Origin of the sequence: Pseudomonas sp. KSR10 (assembly GCF_022355455.1) — a bacterium.
Classification (GTDB): Bacteria; Pseudomonadota; Gammaproteobacteria; order Pseudomonadales; family Pseudomonadaceae; genus Stutzerimonas; species Stutzerimonas stutzeri_E.
Genome location: NZ_JAKOEN010000019.1, coordinates 1,419,871 through 1,426,654 on the forward strand (window position 1 = coordinate 1,419,871; position 6,784 = coordinate 1,426,654).

General features: G+C 55.3%; 4 protein-coding genes. All 4 read left to right on the forward strand.

The genetic code is table 11. From position 1 onward, the window contains the following. The first annotated feature begins 307 nt into the window (after positions 1-307). From dnaA to gyrB, 4 genes are read left to right on the forward strand one after another with little or no spacing between them, the layout of a single operon-like run. Positions 308-1,759, forward strand: coding sequence for a chromosomal replication initiator protein DnaA (gene dnaA / locus MCB86_RS15415; RefSeq protein ID WP_239611399.1), 1,452 nt, complete (start codon positions 308-310; stop codon positions 1,757-1,759). A gap of 36 nt (positions 1,760-1,795) precedes the next feature. Next, the gene (gene dnaN, locus MCB86_RS15420) at positions 1,796-2,899 is read left to right on the forward strand and encodes a DNA polymerase III subunit beta (RefSeq protein ID WP_045164345.1); all 1,104 of its coding nucleotides are present in this window, start codon (positions 1,796-1,798) and stop codon (positions 2,897-2,899) included. 10 nt (positions 2,900-2,909) lie between these two features. Beyond that, positions 2,910-4,022 carry a DNA replication/repair protein RecF gene (gene recF / locus MCB86_RS15425; RefSeq protein WP_045164346.1) on the forward strand — a complete coding sequence of 371 codons (1,113 nt, stop codon included), beginning with the start codon at positions 2,910-2,912 and terminating at the stop codon, positions 4,020-4,022. After that, positions 4,019-6,433, forward strand: a complete 2,415-nt coding sequence (gene gyrB / locus MCB86_RS15430; protein ID WP_239611400.1) for a DNA topoisomerase (ATP-hydrolyzing) subunit B — start codon at positions 4,019-4,021, stop codon at positions 6,431-6,433. The genes recF and gyrB overlap by 4 nt, the downstream gene beginning before the upstream one ends. The last annotated feature ends 351 nt before the right edge of the window (positions 6,434-6,784 follow it).

Consider the following 6,784-nt stretch of genomic DNA (forward strand, 5'->3'; position numbering starts at 1 on the left):
TTTGAAGCAGACACGACGGGCTTTTCAGAGGTTTGAAAGGCTCTGTGGAAGCGGTGTGGCTCCGGTGGGAATCTATTGGGTTTCCTGTGGATGAAATTGCTTTTTATCAACAGATGGGGTTGCTGGGATCTTGCACACAGGCTTTTCCTGAGGGTTCAGGCTTGGTTATCAACAGGCTTCATGACGCAAGTGCGTGATACTACGAAATCATTCTTTGCGTTCATATGGCGTACGGACTGTGGATAACTGCACGACCGGAGGCTACAATGGCAGCCGTTTAAAAGCTCGACAGCGTCTAGGAGATTCCGTGTCGGTGGAACTTTGGCAGCAATGCATTGACCTTTTGAGAGATGAGCTGCCGGCCCAGCAATTCAACACATGGATTCGTCCGCTTCAGGTTGAAGCCGAAGGCGATGAGCTGCGCGTCTATGCGCCGAACCGCTTCGTTCTCGATTGGGTCAACGAGAAATATCTGTCTCGGCTGCTTGAGTTGTTGTCCGAGCGCGCCACGGGCTTGGCCCCTTCTTTATCTTTATTGATCGGTAGCAGGCGTACGGCCTCCGCGGCGCTGGCGCCCGCATCCGCTCCGCGTACCCAACAGCCGGTAGGCGCGCCCGCCGCGGCCGCGCCGCCGGCAGCGCTTTCGGACGCCGCGGTCCCGGTTGCGGCCGAAGCCGTAGCGGCACCCGCTCCGACGCGCATCGAACGCAACGTCCAGGTCGAAGGCGGCCTCAAGCACACCAGCTATCTCAATCGCACCTTCACGTTCGAGAATTTCGTCGAGGGCAAGTCCAACCAGCTGGCCCGTGCCGCGGCGTGGCAGGTCGCGGACAATCCGAAGCACGGCTATAACCCGTTGTTTCTCTATGGTGGCGTGGGCCTCGGTAAAACCCACCTGATGCACGCGGTAGGTAACCACCTGCTGAAGAAGAACCCCAACGCCAAAGTGGTCTATCTACATTCCGAGCGCTTCGTTGCCGATATGGTCAAGGCGCTGCAGCTCAACGCCATTAATGAATTCAAGCGCTTTTATCGGTCCGTGGATGCGTTGCTGATCGATGACATCCAGTTCTTCGCCAAGAAAGAACGGTCGCAGGAAGAGTTCTTCCATACCTTCAACGCCTTGCTCGAAGGTGGCCAGCAGGTGATCCTGACCAGCGACCGCTATCCGAAGGAGATCGACGGGCTCGAGGAAAGACTCAAGTCCCGCTTCGGCTGGGGCCTGACCGTGGCTGTAGAGCCACCGGAGCTCGAGACGCGGGTGGCGATCCTGATGAAGAAGGCCGATCAAGCCAATGTCGATCTACCTCATGACGCAGCCTTCTTCATTGCGCAACGGATCCGTTCGAATGTCCGCGAACTGGAAGGGGCATTGAAGCGAGTGATCGCCCATGCGCATTTCATGGGGCGTGACATCACCATCGAGCTTATTCGCGAGTCGCTGAAAGACTTGCTTGCCCTGCAGGACAAGCTGGTCAGCGTTGATAATATTCAGCGCACGGTCGCGGAATACTACAAAATCAAGATATCCGATCTGCTGTCGAAACGACGCTCGCGTTCCGTAGCGAGACCACGTCAGGTTGCGATGGCGTTGTCCAAGGAACTCACCAATCACAGCCTGCCCGAAATCGGCGACGCGTTTGGTGGGCGTGATCACACGACGGTGCTGCATGCTTGTCGTAAAATTGCTGAACTTCGGGAATTAGATGCTGATATTCGCGAAGATTACAAAAATCTGCTGCGTACTTTGACAACTTAACAGACTGCGGCCAATTAATAGGCAAGGGACCAGACCATGCATTTCACTATCCAGCGCGAAGCCCTGTTGAAACCCCTGCAGTTAGTGGCCGGCGTCGTTGAGCGGCGCCAGACCTTGCCGGTGTTGTCCAACGTTCTACTGGTGGTTCAGGATCACCAGTTGTCCCTTACCGGAACCGATCTCGAAGTCGAATTGGTTGGCCGTGTCGCTTTGGAGGATGCATTCGAGCCGGGCGAGATTACCGTGCCGGCACGAAAGCTGATGGACATCTGCAAGAGCCTGCAGCCTGACGCGCTGATAGATATCCGTCTGGACGATCAAAAGGTGGTAATTAAATCGGGGCGCAGTCGCTTTTCCCTGTCGACCTTGCCGGCAAACGATTTTCCCACCGTTGAGGAAGGCCCGGGTTCGCTGAATTTCAGTGTCAATCAGGGAAAGATGCGCCGCATGATCGAACGCAGCAGCTTTGCCATGGCGCAGCAGGATGTACGCTATTACTTGAATGGGATGCTGATCGAGGTATCCAGCGGAATGCTGCGCGCCGTCGCGACTGACGGCCATCGTTTGGCGATGTGCTCCATGCAGGCCGGCATCGAACAGCCTGATCGCCATCAGGTCATTGTGCCACGTAAAGGTATTCTCGAACTGGCGCGCCTGCTCACCGATCAGGACGGTGATGTCAGTATCGTTCTCGGTCAGCACCACATCCGGGCAACCACTGGCGAGTTCACGTTCACTTCCAAGCTGGTAGATGGGAAGTTTCCTGACTATGAGCGCGTCCTGCCGCGCGGTGGTGACAAGCTCGTTGTGGGTGAGCGTCAGACGCTACGCGAAGCATTCAGCCGTACAGCGATTTTGTCCAATGAGAAGTACAGAGGCATTCGTCTGCAGTTGGAAAGCGGTCTGTTGAAGATCCAGGCCAACAACCCTGAGCAGGAAGAAGCCGAAGAAGAAGTCGCCGTCGATTACTCGGGCGGCTCGCTGGAGATCGGTTTTAACGTCAGCTATTTGCTCGATGTACTGGGCGTCATGACTACCGACCAGGTCCGGCTGATTCTCTCCGATGCGAACAGCAGCGCCCTGGTTCAGGAGTTCGATAACGATGATTCGGCTTATGTCGTTATGCCGATGCGCCTGTAACCACAACTAGATGTCGCTTAGCCGTATCTCCGTCACCGGCGTTCGCAATTTGCAGCCGGTGACGTTAACTCCCTCCCCTCGGATCAACATCCTCCACGGCGACAACGGCAGTGGGAAAACCAGTTTTCTTGAGGCCATCCATCTCCTTGGTATGGCGCGTTCTTTCCGCAGCACGCGCCTGAATCCCGTTATTAGCCATGAGCAGACGAGTTGCACCGTCTTCGGCCAGGTTGAGCTGGGTGTAGAACAATCCAGCGCGTTAGGTATTTCGAGAGATCGCGGTGGGGAAATCCGTATACGCATCAATGGTCAGAGCGTCCGGAGCGCTGCGGAGCTTGCTGAAACCCTGCCATTGCAACTGATCAATCCTGATAGCTTTCGTTTACTGGAAGGTGCACCAAAGCTTCGTCGTCAGTTTTTAGATTGGGGCGTGTTCCACGTGGAACCCCGTTTTCTTCAAGCCTGGCAGCGCCTTCAGCAAGCGCTGAGGCAACGAAACTCATGGTTACGGCATGGTACACTGGACGCCGCTTCGCAGGCTGCTTGGAGCCGCGAGCTGAGTGCGGCAAGCGATGAAATCGATAGTTATCGGCGTGCCTATATCCAGGCTCTCAAACCCGTGTTCGAACGCATCTTGGCCTCCCTTCTGGAGCTGGAAGGCTTTCAATTGAGCTATTACCGCGGCTGGGATAAAGAGCGGTCCCTAGCTGAGGTGCTGGCAGCTTCGATCGAGCGCGACAGACTTATGGGGCATACCCAAGCAGGACCGCAGCGGGCTGATCTTCGCTTACGGATTGCTAATCATAATGCGGCCGAGACACTGTCGCGTGGCCAGCAGAAGCTTGTCGTCTGTGCACTGCGAATCGCTCAAGGGCATTTGGTAAGCGAGGCCAAGCGGGGTCAGTGCATTTACCTGGTCGATGATTTGCCGTCCGAACTGGACGATTACCACCGGCTTTCGTTGTGCCGGTTGTTGGAACAACTGAATTGTCAGGTATTTATCACCTGTGTCGATTCGAACGTATTGCGAGAAGGCTGGCGTGAAGATACGCCAGTCTCAATGTTTCACGTGGAACATGGTGAGATAACCCAAGTCCACGGCCCCTCGGGAGTGAAGGCATGAGTGAAAATCACACGTACGATTCGTCCAGCATCAAGGTCCTCAAAGGCCTCGATGCAGTTCGTAAACGTCCCGGCATGTACATCGGAGACACGGACGACGGCACCGGTCTGCACCACATGGTCTTCGAAGTCGTCGACAATTCGATCGACGAAGCGCTGGCTGGTCATTGCAGCGATATCTGCATCACCATTCACGTAGATGAATCCATCAGTGTCCGTGACAACGGCCGCGGGATCCCGGTCGATACTCACGAAGAAGGTGTATCCGCAGCCGAAGTCATTATGACCGTGCTACACGCCGGCGGTAAGTTCGACGACAATTCCTATAAGGTTTCTGGTGGCCTTCATGGCGTGGGCGTCTCGGTAGTGAATGCTCTGTCAGAAGAGCTTGTACTGACGATCCGCCGTGAGGGTAAGGTCTGGGAGCAGACCTACCGTCATGGCGTACCACAAGCACCATTGGCCGCAGTCGGCGAAACTGACGGTTCAGGCACCGAAATTCATTTCAAACCGTCGGCCGAAACCTTCCAGAACATTCATTTCAGCTGGGACATTCTGGCCAAGCGCTTGCGAGAACTGTCGTTCCTTAATTCGGGCGTGGGAATCGTGCTTCGCGATGAGCGAAATGCCAAGGAGGAGCTGTTCAAGTACGAGGGCGGTCTGAGCGCGTTCGTGACCTACCTCAATACCAACAAGACGCCCGTTAACGAAGTATTCCACTTCAATGTTCAACGCGATGATGGTGTTGGTGTCGAAGTGGCGCTGCAATGGAACGACAGCTTCAATGAAAATTTGTTGTGCTTCACCAATAACATTCCGCAGCGTGACGGCGGCACTCATCTGGCGGGCTTCCGTTCGGCGCTGACGCGTAACCTGAACAATTATATCGAGCAAGAAGGCCTGGCGAAGAAGCACAAGGTCGCGACTACCGGTGATGATGCCCGTGAAGGCTTGACAGCCATCATCTCGGTAAAAGTGCCGGATCCCAAGTTTAGTTCTCAGACCAAAGACAAGCTCGTGTCTTCCGAGGTCAAGACGGCGGTCGAACAGGAAATGGGTAAGCATTTCGCTGACTTCCTGCTGGAGCATCCCAATGAGGCCAAGGCGGTCGTTGGCAAGATGATCGATGCCGCTCGTGCACGCGAAGCTGCCCGCAAGGCCCGTGAAATGACCCGGCGTAAGGGCGCCTTGGACATTGCCGGTCTGCCCGGCAAACTCGCTGATTGCCAGGAAAAGGACCCTGCCCTTTCCGAACTCTACATAGTGGAGGGTGATTCCGCGGGCGGTTCTGCCAAGCAGGGCCGCAACCGCAGGACTCAGGCCATCCTGCCGCTCAAAGGCAAGATTCTCAACGTTGAGAAGGCCCGCTTCGACAAGATGATCTCTTCGCAGGAAGTTGGCACGCTGATAACGGCGCTTGGCTGCGGCATCGGCCGTGAAGAGTACAACATCGACAAGTTGCGTTATCACAACATCATCATCATGACCGATGCCGACGTTGACGGTTCGCACATCCGCACGCTGCTGCTGACGTTCTTCTTCCGCCAGCTCCCCGAGTTGATTGAGCGTGGTTATGTGTATATCGCTCAGCCTCCGCTCTACAAGGTCAAACGCGGCAAGCAAGAGCAGTACATTAAAGACGACGAGGCGATGGATGAATATCTCACCCAGTCTGCGCTCGAGGACGCCAGCCTCCACGTCAACGAGCACGCGCCAGGCCTTTCGGGCGAAGCGCTGGAGCGGCTGGTCAACGACTATCGCACGGTGATGAAAACGCTGCAGCGGCTCTCCCGCCTTTATCCGCAAGAGCTGACCGAACACTTCATCTATCTGCCGCGGGTGAGCGTCGGGCAGCTCGGTGATCACGCAGCGATGCAGGCCTGGCTGGAGCCCTACGCGGCTTTGCTGAAAGGTGTCGAGCGTTCCGGATTGGCCTACAAGGCAAGCCTGCGTGAAGATAAAGAGCGGAATCTTTGGTTGCCAGAGGTGGAGATTATTTCCCACGGGCTGGCCAGCTACATCACTTTCAATCGCGACTTCTTTGGCAGTAACGACTACAAGACGGTTACCGTTTTGGGTGAGAAGCTGAATAGCCTGCTTGAGGAAGGTGCCTACGTTCAGCGTGGTGAGCGCAAGAAGCCGGTCACGACTTTCAAGCAGGCGCTTGATTGGTTGATGACCGAAGGAACTCGCCGCCATAGTGTCCAGCGATACAAGGGATTGGGCGAAATGAATCCGGATCAGCTATGGGAAACCACTATGGATCCGGCGGTTCGCCGGATGCTCAAGGTCACCATCGAAGACGCCATTGCAGCGGATCAGATCTTCAATACTTTGATGGGCGACGCTGTAGAGCCGCGGCGCGATTTCATCGAATCCAATGCTTTAGCGGTATCCAATTTGGATTTCTGATCGCTGGATCAATCAGAATCACTAAACCCGGCGCAAGCCGGGTTTTTTTGTTCCACGTGGAACACGATAGACTTACTCGATCATCGCTCTTGGATTAATCAATTTTCAGAATTCTTTGTGGCCTCGTATGCTCCTCTCATCAAAAGTATTCAACCTTCTGGTTCTCTGCCCTGACAGAGGCCTTTCGCTACGGGGAAATTTCACATGCTCGACAGCAACCTGAAATCGCAACTGAAAACCTATCTGGAAAAGGTCACCCAGCAGTTCGAGATCGTCGCGTCCCTCGGTGACGGCGAGAAGTCACAGGAAATGCTCGAGCTGCTGGAAGAGATCACCAGCCTGAGCGACAAG

Bases quoted from the DNA above. Each gene is read 5' to 3' on its own strand.
- recF (WP_045164346.1), top strand. From the start codon at position 2,910: ATGTCGCTTAGCCGTATCTCCGTCACCGGCGTTCGCAATTTGCAGCCG.
- dnaN (WP_045164345.1), top strand. From the start codon at position 1,796: ATGCATTTCACTATCCAGCGCGAAGCCCTGTTGAAACCCCTGCAGTTA.
- gyrB (WP_239611400.1), top strand. From the start codon at position 4,019: ATGAGTGAAAATCACACGTACGATTCGTCCAGCATCAAGGTCCTCAAA.